Raw genomic sequence first — 23,436 nt, forward strand, 5'->3', positions numbered from 1 at the left:
TTTCTCCTTTAAAACACTTAATGAATTATTTGATCCACCGCGTCCAAATACGGAACGAGGGGATTAATACGATAATCAATCTGATACGCTTTAGCTTCAATTTCTTTACGAGGTATAGACTTTCGTCCGCCATCGAACTGGGCATCCCAAGCAGAAATTAGATCTGAAGCCTTTAATACAAAAATAGCTTGGTCACTTACGAATTTGATGATTGCAAAACAAATTCCTTGCTGTTTTAGGCACTGACGCATATGCTCAATTTGATGTTCGTGAAAATTTTGAAGCGGAAACGAAGTTTTATTTTGAGTCTCTTTGGCGTCAAAGTCAATATAGTGTCCTTGATAAACACCATTGTAATCAGTAGTAGAGGCTCTTTGAAAATAAGCTTCCTTAATCTTAGCAGCACTTCTTCTAGGGTAATCCACTGAAACAATTTGAATGGGAGTCGGTTTTTTGTGAATAACTGCAATTCCGTTAGCTAAGTAATACTGATTACTCTTGTTAATTTCATCTTCTAGTGTCATCCCACGATTAGAAAAGGAGACTGATTTAGTAGATGAGTGGGAATTTTCCCAGCGATTCAAAGCAAAAGCTTGACCGTTGGGGTAGTTAATAGTCATTTAAATACCATCCTTTTTTATTTGTGGGGTTCGCACTAAAAAATCAGGAACAATGTTATTATAGCAATCAAATGAAATTTAACAAAATTAAGTAGGTGATTTTTTGAGCCGATTATGGATAACGGGATACCGTAATTACGAGCTAGGTGTATTTAATGATTCAGATCCTAAAGTAACCATTATAATGTTAGCACTCAAAAATGCAATCGAACAATCAATCTTAGACGGTGTCGATTGGATCATATCTGGTGGACAATTAGGAACGGAACAGTGGGCTTTAAAAGCTGCTTCCAAGCTAAAGGAACAATATCCTGATGAATTTCAGACTGCTATGATGTTACCATTTGCCGAATTTGGGAATCAATGGAGTGAAACTAATCAATTAGCTTTTAATCAGGCCAAAACCACCGTTGATTTTGCGGCCAATGTTAGCGATAAACCGTATCGTTCGCCAGAACAATTAAGAAATTACCAAGAATTCATGTTAACCCATACTGACCAGGCAATCTTGCTATATGATTTAGAAAGTCCCGGTAAGCCTAAATACGATTATGAGCGAATTGTTAAATTTGCTGATAGCCACGAATATCCTTTCCGGTTAATCACATTTGATGATCTTCAAGAAACTGCCGAAGAATATCAAGAGAATCTAAATAATAGTTTGCAAGATAGTTAAATTATGATATGATTTATACGATATGTTGCAAATTAACGACGAGGTGTAATGGATAGATGGAAAATATTAACTATACTCCCAATGATATCCTTCAAAAAGAATTCCGCCAGAAAATGCGGGGATATGATCCTAATGATGTTGACAGCTTCTTGGATGATATTATTAAGGACTATGAGAGTTTCAGTAAGCAAGTTCAAAGTCTTGAAGACGAGAATGAGCGCCTTCGAATTCGTGTTGATGAATTAAATAAGCAAGTTGCAGTTGGTGGTCAATCAACTATGACTCGTAGTAATTCATCTCAACCTATGTCCAGTGCAACTAACATGGATATCCTTAAACGGTTGTCTAATTTGGAACGAAGAGTCTTTGGTTCACAACTTGATGGTGGAAATAACGATTCTCATCGTCTATAATAAAATATGGTGTAAATTGTGAGTAATCGCGGTCGGCAACAGTCGGCTGAGGAAAGTCCATGCTCGCACAGGCTGAGATGCCTGTAGTGTTCGTGCTCGGTGAAAAAATAAGCCGGGGAACTCATTTTGAGTTACGGCGGACTTCACGCTAAGGCCTTTGGCTATGCTAACAAGTCCTTAAGGTGCCACAGTGACGATACAGATTAGGAAACTTTTCTGGTGGAACGCGGTAAACCCCTCGAGCGGGAAACCCAAACTTATGGTAGGGGAGCTTCACACACGGAAATTGAACCAAGTGTGGGGGGAAGGTGCAAGCCTTCGAGATAGATGATTACTACTTAAGCAATTGCCCTGGAATTGTTTAAGCACAAAACATGGCTTACAGGAATTTACACTTAACAGGATGGTGGGAGCTTGCTCCCACTTTTTTATTACCATCAAATAAATTTTACACCCCAAGGGGGACTTAATAATGGAATTTAATTTAATCGCTACATGTGCGGCCGGCATCGAGGCACTAGTAGGCAAAGAATTGCGTGACTTAGGCTACGAAACCCAAGTGGAAAATGGCCGAGTTCGGTTTACAGGAACTGAAAAAGACATTATTCAAACTAATTTGTGGTTACGTACAGCTGACCGGATTAAGATTGTGGTAACTGAATTTCCGGCTACTACCTTTGAAGAGCTATTTGAAAATACTAAAGCCATTAAATGGGAAACAATGTTACCAATGGACGCTGCCTTTCCAGTAGAGGGGCGTTCTCACAATTCAAAATTACACAGCGTCCCAGATGTTCAACGAATTGTAAAAAAAGCAATTGTTGATGAATTAAGCGAAGCTTATCATCGCCGCGGCCGTTTAGCCGAAACCGGTGCTACTTATCCATTAGAAATCGTCATGAATAAAGACCAAGCCATGATTACATTAGACACTACTGGTCCTAGTTTATTTAAACGAGGATACAGAGTAGAAAAGGGTCCTGCGCCTTTAAAAGAAAATATGGCTGCCGCTTTGGTAATGCTGACCAACTGGTATCCTGATATGCCATTCTTAGATCCATTTTGTGGTTCAGGAACCATTGCAATTGAAGCAGCTTTAATCGCTAGAAATATCGCTCCTGGATTTAACCGGGATTTTGCATTTGAAGCTTGGGATTTAATTGATGATCAATTAACCCAACAATTGCGAGACGAAGCCGATTCTAAGGCAGACTACGACAGTGAATTAACCATTATGGCTAGTGATATTGATGGTTCTATGATTGAAATTGCCAAAAAGAACGCCTTAGAAGCTGGAGTATTTGCTGATATTAACTTTAAACAAGTGGCAGTTGCTGACTTTAAAACCGACCTTATTAACGGGGTAGTAGTGGGAAATCCTCCTTATGGTGAACGAATGGCTGATAAGGATAAAGTTACTCAGTTATACCGACAAATTGGTGAAGTCTTCAAACCAATGACTAGTTGGTCTAAGTATTTCTTAACTAGCGATTTAGACTTCGAAGCTGCCTACGGGCAAAAAGCTACTAAAAAGCGAAAACTGTATAATGGTGCCTTACGTGTTGATTATTATCAGTACTGGGGTAAAAAAATTCGACCACAGCAAACAAATGCGTGATCGCTTCCAAAATATGCTAAAATATTAGTGTTATGATTCCCGTAATGCCTGCAATGCTAGCCGATGAGCTCCTTCATTTTGTCGATCAGCAATCCATTGGTTGACAACCACTGCGTATTGATCTTCTAAATGAAGTAACTGATTTAGCTCTTCAACATAGTGTTTGGAATACTCTTTATTTAAGCTATCAATCACTATCCGGCTATCACTATAAAATAAGATTGGTTGGTCAGGTAAAGTTAATTCTTGTAAGGCGTTAAACCCAAAATTAGCAGCCAAAAATTCTGCTTGGTGGTTATTCGTTGCGTTAACTTTCTCTTTAAACTGTAGTTGGTTACCATCTACAACTATTAAAGTTCCTGCAGCAGCTAAGCCACTATGGGGATCATAAGCTCCATCAGTATATAATTTAATCATTTTTACCTCGTTGTATTTACCAGATTGGAGGAGGACAATGTCGACTCAAAAACGTAAATTTTTGTATCAACCAGCTCCATTATCCAGCGTAATTTGCTGGAGCTGGACTCTCATTATTTTCTTTGTTGGCATTATTATATGGCTTGAGATTACACATTTTCAATGGATAACATTATTCTTCCTAGCATTTTTTTGCTTAGTTAGTTGGGCAGAGATTCGGTTTAGAACCGTTTCAATTGACCAAGGAGTAATGTCTATCAGCCGTTTAATTAATCCCAAGTCCTTGGTGGTCAACGTTTCCGAAGTGAAGCGGGTAAGTATGTCTAAGCATCAAATTGGTTTTATCGCTCAGGGTAAAATTTATCATTTGATTATGCCTGCTAATTCGGTAATCGAACTTAATGAGTTAATTACTAACAAATAACTTTTTTAACTCGGAGGTTTTTAACAATGAAAAGCGATATTGAAATTTCTCAAACCACTAAAATGGATCCCATCTTTGAAGTAGCCCAAAAATTAGATATTAATGCTGATTCTTTAGAACAGTATGGTAATTATAAAGCTAAAGTTAGCGTTCCTTTGGATCCGCAAAACGTTAAAAGTAAATTGGTATTAGTAACTTCCATTAATCCTACTAGTGCCGGAGAAGGTAAAACTACGGTTAGTGTTGGTTTAGGTGACGCATTGTCCCTTCTAGGTCAACGAATTGCATTGGCATTACGGGAACCATCTTTAGGACCGGTAATGGGACTAAAGGGTGGAGCCACAGGTGGCGGCTACTCCCAAGTTGTGCCAATGGAAGATATTAATTTACACTTTACGGGTGATTTTCATGCTATCACTGAAGCTCACGATACTTTAGCCGCACTAGTAGACAACCATATCCAACATGGTAATCAATTAAACATCGATCCGCGGCAAATCGTTTGGAAACGAGTATTAGACGTTAATGATCGTGAACTGCGCCAAACTGTTATTGGATTAGGTGGTAAAACTTCTGGTGTTCCGCGTCAGGATGGTTTTGATATTACGGTTGCTTCTGAAATCATGGCTATTTTATGTTTAGCTAGCGACTTAGAAGATTTAAAACGTCGGATCAGTAAAATCATTATTGGTTACACATACGATGGTGAAGTAGTAACCGTTGCTGATTTAAAGGTACAGGGGGCTTTAACCTTACTCTTAAAAGACGCAATCAAGCCCAACTTAGTTCAAACATTAGAGCACACGCCAGCCTTTATTCATGGTGGTCCCTTTGCTAATATTGCCCATGGTTGTAACAGTATCTTAGCTACTCAAGCTGGTTTAACAACTGCTGATTACACCGTCACTGAAGCCGGATTTGGTTCGGATCTAGGTGGTGAAAAATTCATGGACATCGCATCCCCAGCAATTGGTAAACGACCAGATGTAGTGGTCGTGGTAGCTACTATTCGCGCTCTTAAGCTTAATGGTGGCCAAGACGCTAAAGAATTAAAACATGAAGACTTAGAAGCTCTCAAGGCCGGAGTGGTTAATTTAAAACGTCATGTCCAAAACATGCAACAATTTGGTCAACCGGTCGTGGTAGGCATCAACAAATTTGCTACCGATAGCGACGCAGAAGTGAACTTCTTACATCAATATGTAGCCGACGAACTCCACGTAGCAATTGCTGAAGTTGATTGCTTTAGCGAGGGTGGTAAAGGGGCAGTTGATTTAGCTAATCTAGTTATCGAAAATAGTGAAACTGCTTTTGTCTCACAAAACATTTATGATGCTGATGATTCGTTAGTAGAAAAATTAACCAAAGTGACTCAAAAAGTTTACGGTGGCAAAAACGTGGAATTAACCGCTGCTGCTAAAAAGCAATTAAAGCAGATTGAAAAGCTAGGTTATGCTCACTTACCAGTTTGCATGGCAAAAACCCAATATTCATTTAGTGACGATCCTAAGCTGTTAGGGGCGCCATCAGGTTTCATAATTACGGTCAGAGAGTTACAAATTAAAGCGGGTGCTGGCTTTATTGTAGCAATTACCGGTAACATTTTAACTATGCCTGGGTTGCCATCTCATCCCGCTGCATTAGACATGGATATTAGTGCTGACGGTACAATTACGGGACTCTTTTAATGGCAACTAAACTAAAACCAATCCTAAAATACTGGATATTAGCACTTTTACTAGTTGGTGTGGATCAACTAGTAAAGCATTGGACCACTAATAATCTAACTTTAGGACAAGAAAAATCAGCTATCCCTAACATTTTATCTATTACCTACTTACAAAATGATGGGGCTGCTTGGAGTATTTTAACTGGTCAAAGATGGTTATTTATTTTGATCGCTGCCGTGGCTATTCTTTTAATCACGGTACTAATGATTCATTTTAGGAGCCAAGAATCTTATTTAATAGGGTTAACGTTAGTATTATCTGGAACCGTTGGTAACTTAATTGACCGTATCATAAACGGATTTGTTGTTGACATGTTTCAACTAGACTTTATTAATTTTCCTATTTTTAACTGTGCTGATTTGTTTTTAACTTTTGGAATCGCATGGTTAGCTATTTTAATTATCAGAGAGGATTAAAAATAACGTGCAGACGTATAAAATCACAACCGAATCGGGACGAATTGATAAGGTTGCTTCTGAATTAGATCCAACCTTATCTCGTTCCGCAGCTAAAGAAATGATTGATTCCGGACTTATCAAAATTAATGACACCATTATTAAAGCTAAAACCACGGTTAAAGCAGGAGATATTGTTTCTATTACGGCTAGAGAGCCAGAAACCCTTGAGGTGATTCCAGAAGATATTCCGCTGGATATTGTTTATGAAGATGATGATGTAATCGTAGTAAATAAGCCTCAAGGAATGGTGGTGCACCCAGCTCCCGGCCATACCAGTCATACTTTAGTAAATGCGTTATTATTTCATAGCCCTCTTTCAACGATTAACGGAACATACCGTCCTGGAATCGTTCATCGTATTGATAAAGACACTTCTGGCTTACTAATGGTAGCTAAAAATGATAATGCCCACCAATCGCTATCCGCGCAGCTTAAAGCAAAGACTAATTTACGAAAGTATGTTGCTTTAGTCCATGGCATCATTGAAGAAGATGAGGGTACTATTAACGCTCCTCTAGGACGATCTCCTAAAGATCGAAAAAAACAGGCAGTGGTTGCCAACGGTCGTGAAGCCGTTACTCATTTTAAAGTATTAGAGCGTTTTGAACACTATACGTTAATTGAATGTCAACTGGAAACCGGCAGAACCCATCAAATTCGAGTTCATTTAAAATATATTAACCATCCAATTGCAGGAGATCCAATTTATGGTCCTAAGAAAACCCTAAAGGGCAATGGACAATTTCTACACGCTAGTGAACTAGGCTTTGCCCATCCAGTAACAGGAGAATTCTTAACTTTTAAAGCACCACTACCTACTATTTTTGAACGTACGTTAGAACAACTTCGTTTAAATGATAAAAGCTAACTTGACAATCGTTTCGTAGTTCCATATTCTAAATTTAATGACATTGTATTAACCGGGAAAGTACCGCTTCCCGGTTTTAGCATATCTACAAGTAAAGGAGAACATAATGGGCAAAATCATCTTAGATCAAATGGCAATGCAACGAGCATTAACCCGAATCACATATGAAATTATCGAAAAAAATAAAGGGGTAGAAGACCTCGTCTTGATCGGAATTAAAACTCGAGGTGTTTACTTGGCCCAGAGAATCGCTAATCGATTAGAACAACTCGAAAACGTCTCAGTTCCGGTTGGGGAACTAGACATTACCAATTACCGTGATGACATCGAACATGATTCTACTGATGCTACGTTAACCATTGATAATAATACTGATGTGTCTATTGAAGGAAAACGAGTGGTGATTGTTGATGACGTCTTATATACTGGCAGAACCGTTAGAGCAGCATTAAGCGCTATTATGGACTCTGGTAGACCTAAATTAATTAATTTAGCGGTTTTAGTGGACCGGGGCCATCGAGAATTGCCAATTCGGGCTGACTTTGTTGGCAAAAATATTCCTAGTTCTCAAAAGGAAAAAATTAAAGTTTCGGTTACCGAAATTGATGGTAAAGACGCGGTAGAAATTACAAAATAATGGTGGGTTAAACTATGCCAACAAAACGATATTTAATCCTTTCTGATGGAACCAGCTATGCCGGCCAAGCGTTTGGTTCGCTAGCTACTACTACTGGTGAAATCATTACTAATTCAACAATGAATGGGTATCAAGAAATTATTACCAACCAAGTTCATCATAATCAAATTATTGTTTTCACCCAGCCGTCTATTGGTAATACCGGCTTAGATCAAAATGCCTATGAATCTATTCTGCCATCTGCCAAAGGAGTTGTAGTGCGAGAATACGAAAATCTGGCAACCGATCATCTTAAACGGATTTCGTTAGATCGTTATCTTAAACAACACGGAATTCCTGGAATTTACGGTATCGATACCCGGCAATTACGGCACCACTTGCAGCAAACCGGGACATTAACTGCCAGCATTGTAGACGTTAATGATGAACATGCTTTTGACCAATTAACTGCTACCGTATTGACTAATCAACAGGTATCACAAGTGGCCACCCCGAAACCTTATCCTAATCCCGGAGAAGGCGATAATGTAGTAGTGGTAGACTTTGGATTAAAGCACGGTATATTAAGAGAATTGGCTAAGCGTAATTGTAATGTTACCGTGGTTCCTTGGAACACCACCAGTGAACGCATATTAGATTTAGATCCGGACGGGGTCGTCTTATCTACCGGCCCAGGATCTCCTAACAATTTACCAGATTCCGTGTTAACCATGATTCAAGAAATTCAAAGTGCAATACCGTTGATGGCAATTGGTTTGGGACACCAATTGTTTGGTCGTGCTAATGGTGCTACCGTAGTAGCATTACCAGTTGAACATCACGGTAGTAATCATCCCATCAAAGAAATTATTACCAATGAAACTTTTTATGCCGATCAGGAACAAGGATACGAGTTGGATACGACTTCAGTCGATCACTCTAGATTATTTATCACCTATATTGACGTTATCAACGGTAGTATCCAAGGATTGCGCCATCGTGACTATCCGGCTTTTTCAGTTGAATTTTTGCCCGACGGTGCTCCAGGTCCCAAAGATCGAGTGGATTTATTTGATGATTTCATTGAAATGATGGCGGTAAGGAGACGAAACGATAATGGTGCTACATATTAATAAAGTTTTATTAGTCGGTAGTGGTGCAACCAGTATTGGCAACGAAAATGAATTAGATGCAGCTGCTTTTGAAAAGTTAATGGCTTTTAAAAAAATGGGCACCAAAGTCTTGTATCTTGATGATAACCCGTTCTCAGTAGTTAGCGACGAAATTCAACCAGCTGACGTTTTTATGCAACCAATCGATCTGGAAAACATTGTTAATCTAATTATTCGTCAGCAACCAGATGCGATTTTATTTAGCGTAGCAGGGCTAAAAGGACAGGCTCTTGCCAGTCAGTTAATTGATTCAGGTATTTTAGAAGAACACCAAGTTGCTTTATTAGGTATTTCTGTGGCGGGCCTACAAACGGTCAATAATAATGACATGTTGCGACAAACATTAACTCAAATTAATGAGCGGGTGATTGCCTCTAAGACTGTAGAATCAGAAGACGAAGCGATAGAATTTGTCCGTGAAATTGGTTTTCCAGTTATTGTTAAGCCCATTTCACGTAGTCACGATACTAGCAGAATTATTTGCTTTAATTCAGATGATTTAGAGGCGGCTTTAGAATACAGCTTTGATCGAGCTTACATTAATCAATGTTCCATTGAACAAAGCATTGTGGGTTATAAAGAAATTGAAATGGTGGGGATAAGGGATTCTAACGGAAATAAGATCCTAGTTTCTGGCTTAGAGGATATGGATCCAGTAGGAATTCATTCCGGTGACTCTATTATTTTTGCCCCCACCCAAACTTTAATTAATGAAGAATACCAACGTTTACGAACTGCTACCTTTAAAATCATGGATACGTTAGGGATTACGGGCAGTTGTCATGTTCAATTTGCTCAAAGTAGAACTAATGAAGAATTTTATGTTACTAAAGTCAGCCCGTTCTTTACCAGAAACACTAGCTTGGCTGCTAAAGCTAGTGGTTATCCAGTAGCATATATTTCAACCTTTTTAGAAGCTGGGTTTACACTGGCTGAGGTAAAATTGCCTGCCAAGTATAGTCAAATTAAGCCCTTAATGGAGCCGACCCTCGACCATATTTTGGTTAAAATTCCACTTTGGCCGTTTGAAGACGTTCCAGATGCGGATCAGCACTTAAACACCATTATGAAATCAGTCGGTTCTACTATTGGTGTTGGAAGAACCGTAGAGGAAGCCATTATTAAGTCGATGCATAGTTCTCAATTTTCTCCACGGGATATTTTACCTAGTGTGCGCTCCATTGATGATGATGAAATTATTAGTCAACTAATTCACCCGTTAGCCAGTCGAATTTTAATTTTGATTGAAGCCTTACGACGTGGCTTTTCTATTGACGACTTAGCAGAGCTTACCCAGATAGACCAGTTTTACTTTTATAAACTAAATCAACTATTAAAAGCGCAAAAATTTGTTCAAGATAATCCATTAACAGCCGAAGCTGTTTTGACTGGCCACCAGTATGGATTTGGTGATGGAATGCTAGCTGAACTGTGGCAAGCCGATATTTCCGCTATTGAGAAACTTAACGAAAATAATCACTATCACGTTACTTACAAAGAAATTGAACCTAGTGCAGGGGAATTTCTGGAAAATACCAATATTTTCTACAGTAGTTACGAATTAGAAAATGAAAGTCAACCATTTGAGAAAAAAGTGGCTTTAGTAATTGGTAGAGGTGGTAACCAACTGGGGCCAAACGCTGGAGCTGATTACTACACTTCGCAAACTTTAATTCAATTACACAAGTCGGGTTATAAAACTATTATTATGAATAATAACCCTAATGCTGTCTCGCTTAGTCCACAACTTAGTGATAAGCAATATATTGAGCCTATTCAACTAGGAAATATTTTAAATATCATTAAGTTAGAAGAGCCAGAAGTAATTATCTTACCTGGAAATCGACATTATTTAGCTAAACAGCTTAAAAAGCGTAAGGGGCTAAAAATTATAGTCTTACCACCAGATCAAGATGTTGCTCAAGTGGTAAGACCTAAGGTTACTACTGCCATTGACTTCTTTATTGATGGGACTGAAATTATTCCAATTGCCTCTATTTCCTATGGGGTAGCAAGCCATAAGGAAACCCATGAATATAATACTAATTACCAACTTCCTATGGATAATTTTGTTAATGATCAAGAGGGACTAACCATAATTGGTAAAGAAAAATTAACTAATGGTGAGTGGCAAGGATTAGTCCAAGTTCTCTTTGAAAAACATGATTCTGGCAGTTATGAATTTGCCGGAATTCGGCCAATTAGAATCACTGAAACTGCCTTTTTAACCAAAGCAACAGGAATAAATTGGGTAAGAGTATTAGTAAAAAAATACTTAACCGGAGTAGATTTAGAACGATTAAAGCAAGATTTACAGTTACGATTAAAGCCCAATCGTTACGCCACTATGACTGGTCGTTTCCCGTTTGGGCAATTAGGAGCTAGACGCCATGCTGGGGCTAGTACCCAAGAAATTGGCGCTATTATTGAATTTAAATCAGTAGAATAACAAAAAAGCATTGATTAACATTTTCTGTAGTTAATCAATGCTTTTTATTATTGGCGTAGCTGTTTAATTAATTGTGGGTCGGGATCTACTAACACGTTAGTTTGACCTTCATAAATTACGAAACCTGGTTTAGTGCCATTAGGCTTTTTAATAGCTCTAACCTTAACGTAATCAACTGGTACCTTAGTACTTTCTCTAGCTTTAGAGAAATAAGCAGCCAAGTTAGCAGCTTCCAGCAAAGTTTGCTCAGAAGGATCAAAGCTACGAATAATTACGTGAGAACCAGGTAAGTCCTTAACGTGCAACCAAGTATCACGCTTATCTGCAAAGTGAAGGGTAAGCTGTTCATTTTGCAGGTTATTTTTCCCCACCAAGATTTCTGTTCCGTCACTAGCAATAAACTTCTCCGGTTTATTTACTTTATGACGCTTTTTCTTATTCTTTTGATGCTGTTCATGATTTCTCAAGTAACCCTGTTGTTCTAGTTCATAACGAATTTCTTGTAAATCTTCAGGATTAGCTAACTCAATTTGAGCCTGAATATTTTCAAAATAACTAATTTCAGAATTAGTCTCCTTAATTTGTTCAGACAGATAAGAAATAGCGTTTTTTAATTTTTGATACCGTTTAAAGTATTTTTGAGCATTCTCAGATGGAGAAATTTGATTAGAAAGGGAAATCTTAATCGGTTCATTTTCAGCGTAAAAATTAGTTAATGTTATTTCCGTCATTCCCCGTTGAACTTGATTAAGATAAGTGGTTAAGATTTCTCCTTTAATTCGATATTGGTCAGCATGATCAGTTTCAGCCAATTCTTTTTGAAGCTTCTTTAATTTAGTCCGATTCTTCTTAAGCTGGTTTTTAACCACGTGAATTAAGACGCTGCCTTTTTCACGAACGCGATCGCGTTGAACCTGGTCATGGTAAAATTGATCTAGCAATTCGCTTAAAGACGAATATTCAACATCTGAAACGGTGTTGGGATATGGAAAAGCGGTGTAATTATACTTGTTATTAGCAATTTCGCTAATAGTAGGGGTTGGATGATCAAATTGATTGAAGAAATCAGAAAAATTATTGGCCAAATCTCCAGGACGATGCAGGTAACTTGCTAATGCCAAAGATGTATCCTTACCCAATCCTTGTAATTTATTGCGTAGTTGGTCCGCTAACACATCCACATTGGGATATTCACGAACAATATTATCTATTTCTTGATAATCATTCATATTAAATGGATCCAATACATCTTGCTTCGGCGGATTAATATACGTAGATCCTGGTAGTAAAGTCCGATAACGGTTAACGTCACTATTCACTCGTTTAATGGAATCAATAATTTTATTATTAGATTGATCAATTAAAATGATGTTACTGTGTCTGGCCATGATTTCGATGATTAATCGTAGTTCTACTTGATCACCGATTTCATTGCGAGAGGTAAAATCAAAATGAAGGACTCGGTCGTTTCCTGGTTGTGTAATTTGCTTTAAAATTGCTCCATTTAAATACTTTCGAATTAACATCGTAAAGTTACTAGGAACATCGGGATTAACCGCGTGAATTTGTGTGATTTGAACCCTTGCGTAAGTGGGGTTAGCCGATAAAAGCAATTGTTGACTTTTTCCATGCGCTCTAATTGTTAAGATTAACTCGTTAGGATATGGTTGATTAATTTTACTGATACGACCCGTTGTAAGTTGCTGGTCTAATTCGTTACGTACTGCATGTAGAAAGGATCCGTCAAATGACATAATAATTCAGCTCACTTTCTTTAATTATATTAGGTTAACGATCTTCTAGTATACAGCACTTCGCTTAGAAAAGCTAAGAACTGGTCATTTATTTGCCCAGTGCAAATAATTATTGTATACTGTCTTTTCGGAGGTATTCTTAAGATGAAGGACACATTAGTTGCGCTGAGAAGCACTGAGAAGAAATATCAAAAAATTTTACTTAAACTTACCAAGTCTGTAGAGTTGACTATTTCAGAATGGCAACTGCTAGCTAAAGTAATTTCGGGAATCCAAACCCAAGATCAGTTAGCCGCTGCTAGTTCATTAGATATTTCTACTTTGTCTCGGCAATTAAAGAGTTTAGTAGCTAAAGATATGATCTCTAAAACTGCAGTGGGTAAAGATAAACGGCAACTAATTTATCAGGTAACTGATAAGGGCTTGCGATCAAATCAACAAGCCGATCAGCTATACCAAGAATTAACTGCCAATGTTTTTAACCATTGGACCGATGAAGAACAACAATTATTAAAAATCTTATTAAACCGCTTAGAGCAAAGTATTAATCGGATTAAAATCTAGCAAGTAGGTGACCTAAATGAAAATCGCAGTTGTTACTGATAGTACTGCGTATTTAACTACACAAGAAGCAGAACAGTACAATATCAAAGTAGTGCCCATTCCGGTAATCATTGACGGCAGAAGCTATGATGAGGGAATTGATTTAACCACTGAAGAATTTTATGATAAACTCAGAAATTCTAAGTCATTTCCTAGTACTTCTCAGCCTCCAATGGGCGAAATGATTGAATTATACAACTCCTTAGCTGATGAAGGCTATGATACCGTTATTAGCATTCACTTGGCTAGCACAATTTCTGGATTTTATAACTATCTGGAACAAATTGCTCCAACTATTGAGCGCATCAAAGTAATTCCCTATGATTCTCAAATCACAGTTAAATTAATGGGGTATCTAGCAATTCAGGCTAGCAAAATGGCTGCTAAAGATTATACGGCTGATCAAATCATTTCTTATTTAGATGATCTTCGGTCAACAATCGATGAGCTATTTATTGTAGATGATCTCCAAAACCTAGTAAGGGGTGGACGTTTATCCAATGCCTCTGCATTTATCGGTGGAATCTTAAAAATCAAACCATTATTAACATTTGATGATAATAGTCATGAAATTGTTGCGTTCGAAAAAATCCGTTCGCGTAAAAAAGCGTTAGCGAGAGTAGAGGAGTTGTTTATAAAAGCTAACCAGGAAGCCTCTTATCCACTTAGAGCATTAGTATTAAACGCTAACGACCCTGCGGCTGGTGATGCTTGGGCTAAACGAATTCAGCAATTATATCCATCAATGACGGTAGAACAGAGTTACTTTGGACCAGTCATTGGTACTCATTTAGGAGAGAAAGCCTTAGCATTAGGCTGGCTCCGTGATTTTGATAAAACAGATCAATTTTAATTAGCTATTATTTAGCAATTAATTACTTTTTATTAGTAATTAATTGCTTTTTTTGTAGGATATGCTATGCTTTAATAGTTACAAAATAAATGGGGTAGGATTCAATGCGTTAAGGACCAGCGGAACGGAATGTGAACGTTGGTAGAAGAACTTTAGGTTCGCGTCATTGTTTTCGCATTCACCAATCACTTAACTTAATATAGGTCTAGTATGGTGAGCTCCTTCGAGGAGATGTTTTTTTATGATGAAGTCAATTACAGACTCATTTACGTTTAAAAAACTACGGACATTGGATATCGTGGTTTTAGGATTGTTACTGGCAGCTGGTTTAGTGTTAAATCAACTAACGTTTGGTACTCAATTCATTCAGTTAGGATTTGGTTTTGTAGTTACGGCACTAATTGGTGCCTGGTACGGCCCGTGGTGGTCAGCGGCGGTAGCGGCCATTGCTGATATCGTGGGAACCATCTTAACTGGGGGCGTTTACTTTCCCGGTTTCACCGTTTCTGCCATCCTAGGCGCCGTTATTTACGGAATCTTTTTTTACCAACAAAAGGCAACTTGGGCTAATGTGATTATATCCCAACTCATTATTGCCGTAGTGGTCAATACGCTTTTAAACACATTGTGGCTAACTTTAATGTATAAAACTCCGTTTTGGGCTTTGGTATCTACTAGAATAGTTAAGGAAGTAATAATCACTCCCATCCAAATTGTTATTTTATATTTGGTTTTAAACTCTCACATAATTAAAATATTAAATAATAGATTAAATACTAAATAAATAAAAAAGACAGGGCTAATAGTCACTGTCTTTTTTATTATAAGGCTTTTTGCTTATCAAATTTTTAAACTTTGATAATATATAAGTTAAGAATAATTATTAGTAAGGGGACAGGGGAAATGAAAAGAAGACTGGAGGCTTCTCCAAAATTAAGAAATATATTTATTATTTTAGCAGTGGGATTAATTATTATTTCACCTCAAATTTTTCAACATGGCAATATAATGTTATATACTGACTCAATTTTTCATCTTAGCAGATTTTATGATACTTATATGCAAATCAAAGAACACAATTTTCAACCATTTATTATGATGTATGGATTTAATAGTACTGGCCGCTACATAAACGTTTTTTACGGACCAATTTTGGCATACTTTAACGGTTTACTACTATTTATTTTAGGTTCATACTATAAATTTCAATTATTAGCAAATTTTTTGGTAGTTATTTCAGCAGGGCTTAATTGCCTTTATATGCTTAAAGTAGGCAAAGTAAATCCTCAATTAAGACTATATGCATCGATTCTTTACATGACATCATACGCTGTTTTTTCATGGGTTTTAAACTCAGAATTTATGGGGGTAGGAGCTGCTTTTATTCCCTTAGTAATTGCCGTTGGAATTAGAATGGCAACACAACCAAAGCAACCGGTTAAAATCAGTGAAATGGTAATTGCAGTCACCATTTTAATTCAGATTCATGTTTTATCGTCAGTGCTTTCTATTGTTTTTTTGATGATTACGTTTAGTTACTCACTATTTCAATCTACTACAAATAAGAAACAATTAATTAAAAACACAGTAATTGCAGCAGCAATAACTATTATTTTAACCATCAATATTTGGTTACCATATATTGTTTTAAATACTCAAAATAGACTAATAAATCCTTTTCCATATGCAGATCCTCAGTCACATACTTTGAACTGGTCCGGAGCTGCGGTTTTATTAGTATCTTTAATTTGCATTTTGGGTTGTGCAGTACTATTTGTTAGTGTTAAAAATATTAACAATAAGTCAACAAAATTTTTGGGGTGGCTTGGTATCGTTACTTTAGTACTAGCATCCGGATTTTTTCCATGGAATTTATTATTTAAAACGTTCAAATTTCTATACATTCTTCAATTTCCATTTAGACTAGCGCCAATAGCGTTTTTATTATTAATTTATGTTGGTTTTATGACTTTACAAGAAATCAATTTAAACGAAACTGGACAAAAATTTGTCATACTTGGACTTAGAGTCATGGTATGTGTAACAATTTTACAAGGTGTATCAGTATTTAACTCAATGTTAACTAAATGGAACAAAGCTATCGTCACTTATCAAGGTCTTATGGTTAACAAAGCTAAAGATACACCATTTAAACTACAAAAAACATTTGCCAGTAAAGATCTAGGACAGCCATGGCAGCAAATTGCTAAACCAGTGACCGATTATTTACCAGCTACAAAGCAAATGATTGCTTGGACTAATCCAGCGGCTAGTTCTAATGCTAAATTAGATAATGTACGTAAATTAGCTGATATATATACCAAAGTATATTTAAATACTAAGTTTAATAAACAAGTTAAACACGGACACATCGTAGTTACTTGGCATCAAAACCAAGCTGAGCCAGTAACGCTGCCAATCGCACATTATAAAGGAACTCGTTACGTCTTAAATAACCAAAAATTAACCGCTGGTCAAATTAAAACTGGTCAAGCTGGTGCTTCAGTAATTAATGGTCAAGCTGGTGATAACGAAGTTAAAATTAGTTATCATTTTGGTATTAATAGCTAAACCTTGAAATTTTAATAGGTAGTTTGAGAGGGACAGATTAATATATATTTTACTTTACATAATATATATTATCCGAAGTGGACGTATAGAAATTTATTCCCCCGTTAACCCCCCTGAAGAAAATATTTTTCAGTTTGGTAACAAAAATCAATTTAGCAAACGCTTTCTTATATCATTTATAATAATTTTTTTCAATCTGATTGAATTTCGTCACCAAAAAGTCTAAAATACCCGTGTTGCTATTTTTTAAGTCGTACTTAAAAATAATGCAGACTATTAGAAATTATTTAGAGAGAAATGAGAGTGAACTTATGCCTTTTGTTGTATTGATTTTAGGTATTTTGCTGTTGTTGTTCTTAATCATTAAGTTCAAGCTGAATACCTTCGTTTCCCTTGTTGTAACTGCCATTGTAGTTGGTCTTGGATTAGGAATGAATCCAGCCCATATTGCAGATTCCATTAAAACTGGGATTGGTGGTTCCCTTGGTGAACTAGCCATTATCTTTGGCTTTGGTGCCATGGTTGGTCGTTTGGTTTCAGATGCCGGTGGTTCCTATCGAATCGCCAAAACTCTAATTGATAAATTTGGTAAAAAACGACTTCAATTAGCGATCGTTTTAGCTTCATTTATCATCGGAATGTCACTATTCTTCGAAGTTGGCTTGGTATTATTAACTCCAATCGTGTTTGCGGTTGCCTTGGAAGCAGATGTACCATTCGTGTACCTTGGAATTCCAATGGCTACAGCACTATCAGCCACTCAAGGATTTTTGCCTCCACAACCAGCTCCAACCGCGGTAGCAACTGCTTTGGGTGCTAACATTGGTCAAATGCTTTTGTACGGAATTATCGTAGCCATTCCATGTGTGATCATTGCTGGTCCACTGTACACTAAGTTAGCTCAAAAATGGGTTCCAGAAGCCTTTGTAGTAAAGAAGAGCTTACCAGCTTTTGGGGAAATCAAGGAATTTGATTTAAAAGATACTCCTAGTTTTGGTTTATCCGTTTTAACCTCATTATTCCCTGTTATCTTCATGGCAATTTCTACTATCTACACTATGATCTTCATGGGTGGTAAAACCCCTGCTAACCCACATGGCTTAGACGCTATCGTGGTAATGCTTGGTAACCCAATGATTGCCATGGTAATTGCTTTGCTATTTGCCATTTGGTCAATGGGCTTTCATCGTAATAAGAGCATGAGCGAAATTACCGTTACCATTACTGAAGCCATCAAATCCATTGCTATGCTCTTGATGATTATCGGTGGTGGTGCCGCCTTCAAACAAATTTTAATTGATGGTGGTGTTGGTAAAGCTGTTCAAGACCTTATGATGCACACTAACCTTTCACCTATTATCTTAGGCTGGTTAATCGCCGTTATTTTACGGGCTTCATTAGGTTCAGCTACGGTTGCTGGTATGACCGCTGCTGGATTGGTTACTCCATTAATGAACAGTTTAGGCGCAGATCCAATCATGATGGCTTTAGCTATCGGTGCCGGATCACTTGCGTTATCTCACGTTAATGATGCTGGTTTCTGGATGTTCCAAGAATACTTCGATATTTCAGTTAAGCAAACTATGCAAATCTGGACCGTCCTAGAAACAATTATTTCTGTTGTTGGTTTATTGATGGTCTTATTACTAAACACTATCTTGCATTAATTTAATGCCAATAAAAAACCCCTTAACTTAAGTGTTAAGGGGTTTTTATTAGCTTTTTAGTTTAAAGCGTCAGTTAATTGTGGTACTACTTGTTTTTTACGAGAAACAACGCCTGGTAAGTCCATAACGTTATCAGTTAGCTTAGCAGCAAAAGCCTTTTCAACTGCAGCGGTTGGTTCACCAACTACAATCATTTTAGAATTACTGTTTAAGATATCAGTAACCAATACTAAAAACAAATCATAGCCTTCGCTTTGAGCTTCATTATTCATAGCCGTCATGATGCTTGATTGACGTTTTAAGACATCTTCAAAGTCAACTACGTTGATTTGGTCAATTCGCACGTTTTTGCCGTTAATATCGAAAGATTTGGCATCAGCATCGATTAATTCTTGATCACTCTTAGCATCAACGTTAGTACCAGCTTTAAGCATTTCAATACCGTATGATTTGTAATCTACATCAGCAATTTGAGCTAAAGCACGTAGAGCTTCTTTATCTTTATCAGTAGTAGTTGGTGACTTCAAAAGTAAAGTATCTGAAATAATAGCAGACATCATCAAACCAGCCAATTTAACTGGAATTTTAACGTCTTTTTCAGCAAACATATTAGTTAAAATGGTGCTGGTACAACCAACTGGTTCTGCTCGGTATTCCAATGGTTGATCAGTATTGAAATTAGCAATTCGGTGGTGGTCAACTACGTGAGTGACTTGAACTGATTCAATATCTGAAACACTTTGTTGGAATTCATTATGATCCACCAACATTACAGCATCTACTTCTGGCTTCACAGTGGTAACAACCCGTGGAGTTGGTTCGTCAAAGTGGTTTAATACATAAGCTGTTTCAGCGTTAGGTTCACCTAAGGCTACTGCTTCGGTGTCATAACCTAGTTGGTTTTGTAGGTACGAATATGCCTTGGCAGCAACAATCGCATCTGTATCAGGATTTTGGTGACCAAAAACAAGTTCTTTACTCATAATATGAATCTCTCCTATTTTGTTTTATCTTTTGTAGCTATTTTTTCGAGCCTACTTAAATAATCCTCGTCTTTGAGGTATTTGTCAAAGGCATCTAAGAAAAATTTAATTCGTGGAATTTCATTTTTGTTTTTCCGGAATACAAAACTTAGATCAAGTTGGACTTTAGGTTCCAAGGTAGTCATCCAAGTATTTTGTTGTTCCAAAAAGTCAGAATTAATTCCCTTTAAAAAAGATACTGGTAACGCCGTTGCTGTATTAGCATGAATGGCGAAATTTAATAATTGTTCTGGCAACGTAAAGCGACCAGCGATTTTAGGAAAATCTACCATTTGATTCTTAAACGCATCGTGTAAAGTTGCATTTAAGAAATAGTTTTGTGGATAAATAACCCATGGCGAATCGGTTACGTCCTTAAACCGAATATATTTGCGATCTTTTAATTCTGGTTGGTGGTGAACATACATTAGTTCATCGGATAGTATTTTTTTAGAACTGTAAGGTTGCCAGTTTTTAATTGATGAATCTGGCAAGTACATAATGGCTAAATCAATCTTATTATTTTCTAGATTTTCCCAAATTTCTTTTCTAGTTAACATGTGAAAAGAAATGGTTAAATCTGGGTATTCTTTATATAACTCAATTGCAAATGCTTGTAAAACTCGCGTTTCAATTGATGCTAAAATACCTAAATTGATTTCACCAGTTGTCTCACTAGATGACTGTTGAATTTCATCAGTAGCTTCGTTTAGCAATTCATAAATATCATGTGTAGTTCTCAACATGGTATGCCCAGCTTCAGTTAAACGTAGCTTTTTACCTACTGAATAAAATAACGGTGCCCCTACTGTGCGTTCTAATTTTTTAATTTGTTGTGTTAACGCAGGTTGAGTAATTCCTAAAATTTGAGCAGCCTGCGTGTAATTCATAGTATCCGATAATTGTAGAAAATAACTTAATGTCTTAGAAGAAAAAATATTTTCTTGAGTTGTTTTCATTGACAAGTGCCTCCCCCAGTTGGAACAGAATTTATTTTGCTGACCATAATATAATCTTTATCTTAATGACTGGCAAACTATTAGTCCCATTAAATTAATTAATTATCAATTCTAATAACTTAGGTTGAATCGAAATTGGTTGTCCCTCAGCATTAACATCGATAACAAAGGAGCCGTTAGAATAACGTCCACCGTTACTAAACTCGTTAGGTAACAAGTCATGTTCCTTACTGTGATCGGTATAAACTACCAGTGGTGCATCAAGTTGGTTAATAACGGTAAAATCGACTACCCGATGAGGATCATTTTTAAGTTCGCGTAAAACTAGTACTCCTTTACGAGCCCTTGAGGTAGGTGCAACTTCGCTCACCTTCATCTTCTTAAATGCTCCTCTTTGAGTAATCAATCCAACAGACTGATCTTCACTAACAATTTGAACGTTAGTTACCCAATCACTGCTCAAATTCATTGATTTAACTCCAGTTGTTCTAGCCCCATTCACCGGAATTTCAGCTAAATCAAAACGCAATGCATAGCCCAAATGAGAAATTAACATTACAGACATATCATCAGTTGGTTGAGGCAAGTAAGTAACGTTAATTACCTTAGCAGTAGGTGTCTTTAATTTTTCATAGACAAACGCGTGCTTTTTATATGTGCGCCCTGGTGTAAGACTTTCAAACGCTACTCGCTTAATATAGCCATCATCAGTAGCAATTAAAAACTCACCAGTTTCTTTCAAGCTCTTAAATGAGTACGTCGCAATTACCATTTCATCGGACTCTAGTCCAACGGTTTGGGAAAGGTGCTCTCCGGTATCTTTCCAACGAACATCGCTTATTTCAAAGACCGGCCGATAAATCAAGTTACCCTTATTAGTAAACATCAACAAGTGATCGCGAGTATTAACCTTAGCTAAAAAGACAGGATGATCAAAATCTTGCAAGCCATTTTCTTCACCATTAGAAGCAGTATATGAACGAATACTACTCCGCTTTAAGTAACCTTGTTGACTAACCAAGACAATTACATCTTCGTCAGGTACCGTTACCGTTTTACTAATCTTGAGATCAGCTACTTTAGCTTGAATTTCGGTCATTCTAGGTTGCCGGAACTGTTTACTGATCTGCTTAAGTTCTTTAGCCAAAATGCGATTTAATTCATTATCATCAATAAGAATTAATTGATCAGCTTCAATTCTAGCAGCCAAATCAGCAGCTTCTTTTTCTAACTGAGTTACGTCAGTATTAGTTAATCGGTAAAGTTGTAACGCTACAATGGCATCAGCCTGAACGGTAGAAAATTCGTACGCTTTAACCAAATTATCTCGGGCATCCTTACGATTTTTGCTGGCTCGAATGGTTTTGATTACTTGGTCTAGAATTGATAGAGCTTTAATTAGTCCTTGAACAATATGTTGTCGATCTTGAGCTTTTTTCAGATCGTATATCGTTCGCTTCTTAATTAATTCTTGTTGAAATTCTAGGTAAGAGATCAACATGGTCTTCAATGATACCCGTTCGGGCCGCATATGATTAATTGCCACCATGTTAAAAGTATATGAAACTTGCAGATCAGTATTTTTAAATAGGTAGTTCAAAATTCCATTAGAATCAACATCACGCTTAAGTTCTACCACAATCGTTAACCCATCACGATCACTTTCGTCACGCACTTCAGCAATTCCATCAATTTTTTTATTAATCCGAATTTCATCAATTCGTTTGACTAACTGAGCCTTGTTAACTTCGTAGGGAATTTCTGTAATTACAATTTGGCTTTTATTCCCCCGAATAGACTTAATCTCGGTCTTTGAACGCACTACCACCCGGCCATGTCCAGTTTCGTAAGCTTGACGAATACCATCCAATCCTTGAACGATTCCCCCGGTTGGGAAATCAGGACCAGCTACAAATTCCATTAATTTATCGGTTGAGGCATCAGGATGCTTCTGCAAATACAAAATTGCATCGATGACTTCACCTAAATTATGAGGAGGAATATCGGTAGCGTATCCCGCTGAAATACCAGTAGAGCCATTAACCAGCAAGTTAGGGAATCTAGCTGGTAATACAGTAGGTTCGTATTCAGTATCATCAAAGTTTAAAACCCAGTCTACCGTTTCTTGATCAATGTCTCGTAACATTTCACCAGCAATTTTGCTTAACCGAGCCTCAGTATATCGCATAGCAGCAGGAGGATCACCATCCATAGAACCATTGTTACCGTGCATTTCAATTAACGGTTCTCGAACCTTCCAATCCTGACTCATTCGGACTAACGCTTCATAAATTGAACTATCACCATGGGGATGAAAGTTACCCATAACGTTTCCGACTGACTTAGCAGACTTTCTAAAGCCTTTATCGTAGGTATTACCATCTTTATTCATGGCGTATAAAATCCGACGCTGTACCGGTTTTAATCCGTCTCGAATATCTGGTAAGGCTCGTTCTTGGATAATTGACTTGGAATAACGAGCAAATCGATCTCCCATTACGTCTTCTAAAGTTAAATTTTCAATTTTACTCAATTTGCTAGTCACC

The 23,436-nt window shown here is 37.2% G+C and carries 21 protein-coding genes, 1 other RNA gene and 1 riboswitch; of the genes, 16 read left to right on the forward strand and 6 right to left on the reverse strand.

Annotated features, from left to right (window positions below; translation table 11 throughout):
- Positions 1 to 17: 17 nt before the first annotated feature.
- Positions 18 to 620 (reverse strand): Holliday junction resolvase RecU, encoded by a 603-nt coding sequence (gene recU / locus FC56_RS05545; RefSeq protein WP_056978336.1) that lies wholly within the window; start codon positions 618 to 620, stop codon positions 18 to 20.
- Between the two features lie 103 nt (positions 621 to 723).
- Here recU and FC56_RS05550 point away from each other — a divergent pair, with 103 nt between their 5' ends.
- The 4 genes from FC56_RS05550 to FC56_RS05560 all read left to right on the forward strand — a co-directional run bounded on the left by FC56_RS05550 (position 724) and on the right by FC56_RS05560 (position 3,327).
- The gene (locus FC56_RS05550) at positions 724 to 1,296 is read left to right on the forward strand and encodes an SLOG family protein (RefSeq protein WP_054669691.1); all 573 of its coding nucleotides are present in this window, start codon (positions 724 to 726) and stop codon (positions 1,294 to 1,296) included.
- Positions 1,297 to 1,352: 56 nt separating this feature from the next.
- On the forward strand, positions 1,353 to 1,709 hold the full coding sequence (gene gpsB / locus FC56_RS05555; protein ID WP_054669695.1) for a cell division regulator GpsB: 357 nt from the start codon (positions 1,353 to 1,355) through the stop codon (positions 1,707 to 1,709).
- Positions 1,710 to 1,723: 14 nt separating this feature from the next.
- Positions 1,724 to 2,096, forward strand: an RNA gene (rnpB, locus tag FC56_RS08050) — RNase P RNA component class B.
- Positions 2,097 to 2,181: 85 nt separating this feature from the next.
- The gene (locus tag FC56_RS05560) at positions 2,182 to 3,327 is read left to right on the forward strand and encodes a THUMP domain-containing class I SAM-dependent RNA methyltransferase (RefSeq protein ID WP_056978337.1); all 1,146 of its coding nucleotides are present in this window, start codon (positions 2,182 to 2,184) and stop codon (positions 3,325 to 3,327) included.
- Between the two features lie 30 nt (positions 3,328 to 3,357).
- On the opposite strand, the gene FC56_RS05565 is transcribed toward FC56_RS05560, so the two are convergent.
- Positions 3,358 to 3,744 carry a ribonuclease HI family protein gene (locus FC56_RS05565; protein WP_056978338.1) on the reverse strand — a complete coding sequence of 129 codons (387 nt, stop codon included), beginning with the start codon at positions 3,742 to 3,744 and terminating at the stop codon, positions 3,358 to 3,360.
- A gap of 37 nt (positions 3,745 to 3,781) precedes the next feature.
- Between FC56_RS05565 and FC56_RS05570 the strand changes: the two genes are divergently transcribed.
- From FC56_RS05570 to FC56_RS05600, 7 genes are all read left to right on the forward strand, one after another.
- Positions 3,782 to 4,168 carry an EbsA family protein gene (locus FC56_RS05570; RefSeq protein WP_054669701.1) on the forward strand — a complete coding sequence of 129 codons (387 nt, stop codon included), beginning with the start codon at positions 3,782 to 3,784 and terminating at the stop codon, positions 4,166 to 4,168.
- 26 nt (positions 4,169 to 4,194) lie between these two features.
- The gene (locus FC56_RS05575; RefSeq protein ID WP_056978339.1) at positions 4,195 to 5,856 is read left to right on the forward strand and encodes a formate--tetrahydrofolate ligase; all 1,662 of its coding nucleotides are present in this window, start codon (positions 4,195 to 4,197) and stop codon (positions 5,854 to 5,856) included.
- On the forward strand, positions 5,856 to 6,314 hold the full coding sequence (gene lspA, locus FC56_RS05580; RefSeq protein WP_054669704.1) for a signal peptidase II: 459 nt from the start codon (positions 5,856 to 5,858) through the stop codon (positions 6,312 to 6,314). Before FC56_RS05575 ends, lspA begins: the two co-directional genes overlap by 1 nt.
- 7 nt (positions 6,315 to 6,321) lie before the next feature.
- Positions 6,322 to 7,224, forward strand: a complete 903-nt coding sequence (locus FC56_RS05585) for an RluA family pseudouridine synthase (protein ID WP_056978340.1) — start codon at positions 6,322 to 6,324, stop codon at positions 7,222 to 7,224.
- 106 nt (positions 7,225 to 7,330) lie between these two features.
- Positions 7,331 to 7,861, forward strand: coding sequence for a bifunctional pyr operon transcriptional regulator/uracil phosphoribosyltransferase PyrR (gene pyrR / locus FC56_RS05590; RefSeq protein WP_056978341.1), 531 nt, complete (start codon positions 7,331 to 7,333; stop codon positions 7,859 to 7,861).
- Between the two features lie 14 nt (positions 7,862 to 7,875).
- The gene (locus tag FC56_RS05595) at positions 7,876 to 8,973 is read left to right on the forward strand and encodes a carbamoyl phosphate synthase small subunit (RefSeq protein WP_056978342.1); all 1,098 of its coding nucleotides are present in this window, start codon (positions 7,876 to 7,878) and stop codon (positions 8,971 to 8,973) included.
- Positions 8,957 to 11,461, forward strand: a complete 2,505-nt coding sequence (locus FC56_RS05600) for a carbamoyl phosphate synthase preATP-grasp domain-containing protein (RefSeq protein ID WP_056978343.1) — start codon at positions 8,957 to 8,959, stop codon at positions 11,459 to 11,461. The genes FC56_RS05595 and FC56_RS05600 overlap by 17 nt, the downstream gene beginning before the upstream one ends.
- A 47-nt stretch (positions 11,462 to 11,508) precedes the next feature.
- Here the strand turns inward: FC56_RS05600 and FC56_RS05605 are convergent, their stop codons facing one another.
- Entirely contained in the window at positions 11,509 to 13,215 is a 1,707-nt protein-coding gene (locus tag FC56_RS05605) for an Rqc2 family fibronectin-binding protein (protein WP_056978344.1), read from the reverse strand.
- Positions 13,216 to 13,359: 144 nt separating this feature from the next.
- Here FC56_RS05605 and FC56_RS05610 point away from each other — a divergent pair, with 144 nt between their 5' ends.
- From FC56_RS05610 to FC56_RS05630, 5 genes are all read left to right on the forward strand, one after another.
- Positions 13,360 to 13,779: a MarR family winged helix-turn-helix transcriptional regulator gene (locus tag FC56_RS05610; protein ID WP_054669710.1), complete on the forward strand. Its 420-nt coding sequence runs from the start codon at positions 13,360 to 13,362 to the stop codon at positions 13,777 to 13,779.
- A gap of 16 nt (positions 13,780 to 13,795) precedes the next feature.
- Positions 13,796 to 14,671: a DegV family protein gene (locus FC56_RS05615; protein WP_056978345.1), complete on the forward strand. Its 876-nt coding sequence runs from the start codon at positions 13,796 to 13,798 to the stop codon at positions 14,669 to 14,671.
- 88 nt (positions 14,672 to 14,759) lie between these two features.
- Positions 14,760 to 14,857, forward strand: a riboswitch (THF riboswitch).
- A gap of 55 nt (positions 14,858 to 14,912) precedes the next feature.
- Entirely contained in the window at positions 14,913 to 15,455 is a 543-nt protein-coding gene (locus FC56_RS05620; RefSeq protein WP_318635507.1) for a folate family ECF transporter S component, read from the forward strand.
- 119 nt (positions 15,456 to 15,574) lie between these two features.
- Positions 15,575 to 17,242: a hypothetical protein gene (locus FC56_RS05625; RefSeq protein ID WP_056978346.1), complete on the forward strand. Its 1,668-nt coding sequence runs from the start codon at positions 15,575 to 15,577 to the stop codon at positions 17,240 to 17,242.
- Positions 17,243 to 17,553: 311 nt separating this feature from the next.
- A complete protein-coding gene (locus FC56_RS05630) occupies positions 17,554 to 18,909 on the forward strand; it encodes a gluconate:H+ symporter (protein WP_054669724.1) in 1,356 nt (451 codons plus the stop codon).
- Positions 18,910 to 18,965: 56 nt separating this feature from the next.
- Here the strand turns inward: FC56_RS05630 and FC56_RS05635 are convergent, their stop codons facing one another.
- The 3 genes from FC56_RS05635 to parC all read right to left on the reverse strand — a co-directional run bounded on the left by FC56_RS05635 (position 18,966) and on the right by parC (position 23,435).
- On the reverse strand, positions 18,966 to 19,892 hold the full coding sequence (locus tag FC56_RS05635; protein ID WP_054669727.1) for a manganese-dependent inorganic pyrophosphatase: 927 nt from the start codon (positions 19,890 to 19,892) through the stop codon (positions 18,966 to 18,968).
- Positions 19,893 to 19,906: 14 nt separating this feature from the next.
- Positions 19,907 to 20,890 carry a LysR family transcriptional regulator gene (locus FC56_RS05640; protein WP_056978347.1) on the reverse strand — a complete coding sequence of 328 codons (984 nt, stop codon included), beginning with the start codon at positions 20,888 to 20,890 and terminating at the stop codon, positions 19,907 to 19,909.
- A gap of 94 nt (positions 20,891 to 20,984) precedes the next feature.
- Positions 20,985 to 23,435 (reverse strand): DNA topoisomerase IV subunit A, encoded by a 2,451-nt coding sequence (gene parC / locus FC56_RS05645; protein WP_404819903.1) that lies wholly within the window; start codon positions 23,433 to 23,435, stop codon positions 20,985 to 20,987.
- Position 23,436 lies beyond the last annotated feature (1 nt).

The organism is Lentilactobacillus senioris DSM 24302 = JCM 17472 (genome assembly GCF_001436555.1).
Taxonomy (GTDB): Bacteria; Bacillota; Bacilli; order Lactobacillales; family Lactobacillaceae; genus Lentilactobacillus; species Lentilactobacillus senioris.

Excerpts from the sequence above, each read along its gene's own strand:
- recU (WP_056978336.1), bottom strand. The coding sequence starts at position 620 with ATGACTATTAACTACCCCAACGGTCAAGCTTTTGCTTTGAATCGCTGG.
- gpsB (WP_054669695.1), top strand. The coding sequence starts at position 1,353 with ATGGAAAATATTAACTATACTCCCAATGATATCCTTCAAAAAGAATTC.
- FC56_RS05560 (WP_056978337.1), top strand. The coding sequence starts at position 2,182 with ATGGAATTTAATTTAATCGCTACATGTGCGGCCGGCATCGAGGCACTA.
- FC56_RS05565 (WP_056978338.1), bottom strand. The coding sequence starts at position 3,744 with ATGATTAAATTATATACTGATGGAGCTTATGATCCCCATAGTGGCTTA.
- FC56_RS05570 (WP_054669701.1), top strand. The coding sequence starts at position 3,782 with ATGTCGACTCAAAAACGTAAATTTTTGTATCAACCAGCTCCATTATCC.
- FC56_RS05575 (WP_056978339.1), top strand. The coding sequence starts at position 4,195 with ATGAAAAGCGATATTGAAATTTCTCAAACCACTAAAATGGATCCCATC.
- lspA (WP_054669704.1), top strand. The coding sequence starts at position 5,856 with ATGGCAACTAAACTAAAACCAATCCTAAAATACTGGATATTAGCACTT.
- pyrR (WP_056978341.1), top strand. The coding sequence starts at position 7,331 with ATGGGCAAAATCATCTTAGATCAAATGGCAATGCAACGAGCATTAACC.
- FC56_RS05595 (WP_056978342.1), top strand. The coding sequence starts at position 7,876 with ATGCCAACAAAACGATATTTAATCCTTTCTGATGGAACCAGCTATGCC.
- FC56_RS05600 (WP_056978343.1), top strand. The coding sequence starts at position 8,957 with ATGGTGCTACATATTAATAAAGTTTTATTAGTCGGTAGTGGTGCAACC.
- FC56_RS05605 (WP_056978344.1), bottom strand. The coding sequence starts at position 13,215 with ATGTCATTTGACGGATCCTTTCTACATGCAGTACGTAACGAATTAGAC.
- FC56_RS05610 (WP_054669710.1), top strand. The coding sequence starts at position 13,360 with ATGAAGGACACATTAGTTGCGCTGAGAAGCACTGAGAAGAAATATCAA.
- FC56_RS05615 (WP_056978345.1), top strand. The coding sequence starts at position 13,796 with ATGAAAATCGCAGTTGTTACTGATAGTACTGCGTATTTAACTACACAA.
- FC56_RS05620 (WP_318635507.1), top strand. The coding sequence starts at position 14,913 with ATGATGAAGTCAATTACAGACTCATTTACGTTTAAAAAACTACGGACA.
- FC56_RS05625 (WP_056978346.1), top strand. The coding sequence starts at position 15,575 with ATGAAAAGAAGACTGGAGGCTTCTCCAAAATTAAGAAATATATTTATT.
- FC56_RS05630 (WP_054669724.1), top strand. The coding sequence starts at position 17,554 with ATGCCTTTTGTTGTATTGATTTTAGGTATTTTGCTGTTGTTGTTCTTA.
- FC56_RS05635 (WP_054669727.1), bottom strand. The coding sequence starts at position 19,892 with ATGAGTAAAGAACTTGTTTTTGGTCACCAAAATCCTGATACAGATGCG.
- FC56_RS05640 (WP_056978347.1), bottom strand. The coding sequence starts at position 20,890 with ATGAAAACAACTCAAGAAAATATTTTTTCTTCTAAGACATTAAGTTAT.